Consider the following 2526-nt stretch of genomic DNA (forward strand, 5'->3'; position numbering starts at 1 on the left):
CTAAGCATCAATGGGACGCTGGATTTGCGCAATCTGATGCTCAGTCAGGTCCTGGGGCATGACAACGCGCTCAATACGGACAAGGTCTTCTTGACGTATAGCCTCTTCGATCAGCGCAATCAGCTGACGAAGACGATTCAGCCGGGGATGGAGGGGTGGAGCTCAACAGCGGTGATCGAAACCAATGCAAATGGGCAAAGTACGGTCGTCAGGGCACCGAGCAATGGAACCGTCTCGGCTAACAGCTTGGAAAATCCGGTGTTGGCAGGAGCTATAAATGCTGGATTCACCACAGTTACGTGGAATAGACTTCAGCCAGTCTTAGCATTTTCGGGAGGAAACTTAATTGCTGGCGGTAGAATTAGAGTTGAAGTAAACATTCCAGGCGAAGATTACATTGGATCGTTTTATTCCTCCTATGGAGCTAATCACGTAGATATAAGTTCTCCTTACGGATTCTATTACCACATCTCTCATGGAGATGCTGGTTGGGGCAATCCTGGCCCTCATCCTTATTCGGTTTTTTTTAAGATATATTATCAAACAGATATTGGTGAGGTATTTGTTACACAAACACCAAGTTCTGCAGTAAACGGCACAGTAGAGTTTAGCTTACCTAAAAATATATATATAACAAATCAACCTACGACGACGTCTAAATTACTATTAAGTTATCGTCCCCGCGGCTCTAATGATGCCTACACCACTGTTTCGGTGCCGCAAATGGTCAACACCACCGGCGCTGCGATGACCGGCATGTACGCCTTCGATTGGAGCAGCCTCACTCCAGGTGATTATGAATACCAATACTTTGCCTTGAACAGTGCAGGCGAAATACTGAATGCCCAAGGTGGCACATTCAACACCACCAATGCCTCTGCCCCCACTGTTTCACCTCAAACACCCCTCTTAACGAGTGGGGCAGGTGGGGCCATTGTCACCAATCCTGCTGGAGTTATTACCACTAACGCCATTGCACATCCGACATTCAATATCACCCTCACCGGGAATTCCGTTAAAAAAACAGGCGGCGGCAATGCCTGGGGAGATGCGGATGCCATTAGTATGGAAAGCTTCACCGGAGGCGCCTATGTTTCTGCGCAAGCGGGTCAAACGAACCTGGCCGGCATGTTTGGCCTCAATGCAGACCCTACGGCAAACAAGAGCTATAACACGCTAGATTATGCATGGTATCCCACTGCTGGCGGCATTCTCCAGATATACGAGAATGGTAGTTATGCTGGGGATTATGGGACCTATACGCCGTCAGATGTTCTGGCTGTTGAATATGTGGGTACTACAGTTCGTTACCTAAAAAATGGCGTGGTGATGCGCACGGTGAATACAACTGCCAATCGCACTTTCTATTTTGACTCCAGCTTCAATAGTGTTGGCTTTGCCCTCAATCACATTTTCTTTGGCAGCTCTGCTGCTAATGCCACAGATATCAATTTCAACACTACGTCCCTGACCAAAGTCGGTAACAGTTCCGCTGGATGGGACACTGATGCCTATAGTAGTCATGCTTACACTGGGAATGCTTACGTTTCGGCACAAGCAGGTCAAACTAACCTGCATGGAATGTTTGGACTTAATGCCGATCCTTCACGAGATAAAAGTTACACATCCTTAGACTATGCGTGGTATCCGACATCCAGTGGAACGCTCCAGATTTACGAGAGCGGTACACTTATAGGTAACTTTGGTAGTTACACAACATCAGATGTCTTGGCCGTGGAGTATGTTGGGACAGATGTTCGTTATCTTAAGAATGGTGCAGTGATACGTACTGTAAATACTAACGCTAACCGTACTTTTTACTTTGACTCCAGCTTCCATAACCATAACTTCACACTAAATAACCTCAAATTTGGTGCAACGGCAGAAACGGCAAGCTCACAACTGATCAATCCTCAGAGCCCTCAGCTGAATTTCATCGGCCAAGGCATTACAGCTGCAAGCCTCGCCCTTCGCTACCGAGTGAAAGGCAGCGGCGGTGGCTGGAGTGAGGTTCCCTCGTCTTCATTCGTTGCCGGCTTCTTCGGCGTTGGCAGCTTCACCCTGCCCACCAGTGCGCTTGGCGTCTTTGTCAACGCCGTTGAGTACGACCTCGAACTCGACGTACGGGATGCCAGTGGCGACTTAATCCGCACCTCCACCGGCTCCTTAAGCCGTGATGCGAATGGCAACCTCTCGGTAGGCGCCCTGACCGTCCCGCCGACCCTCACCTTCCACCAGGGCGAGGAGGCATCCACCCTCAAGCTCCGCTACCGTGTCGCAGGTTCTACGGACAGCTACAGCGCCCCCATTACCCTCACCGCTGGCAGCGTCGCCGGCCAATTCACCTGGAACCCCGCTGCCCTGGTGCCGGATTGGAACAGCACCTACGCCTACGAATTCGACATCGAAGCCTATGACGCCAACGGCTGGCTCATCCGCCACAACCGCACCGACATCACCTTGGGTAGCCCCATCACCATCGGCACCACCCAAGCCCTCTCTGTCACCAGCCTCACCGTCACCCCG

At 50.7% G+C, this 2526-nt stretch carries 1 protein-coding gene; it reads left to right on the plus strand.

Annotated features, from left to right (window positions below):
* Nucleotides 1-2526 (plus strand): RHS repeat domain-containing protein (locus tag LG198_RS11065; RefSeq protein WP_230343244.1); only part of this gene is annotated, 2526 nt, incomplete at both ends.

Origin of the sequence: Methylobacillus arboreus, assembly GCF_020532725.1 — a bacterium.
Classification (GTDB): domain Bacteria; phylum Pseudomonadota; class Gammaproteobacteria; order Burkholderiales; family Methylophilaceae; genus Methylobacillus; species Methylobacillus arboreus.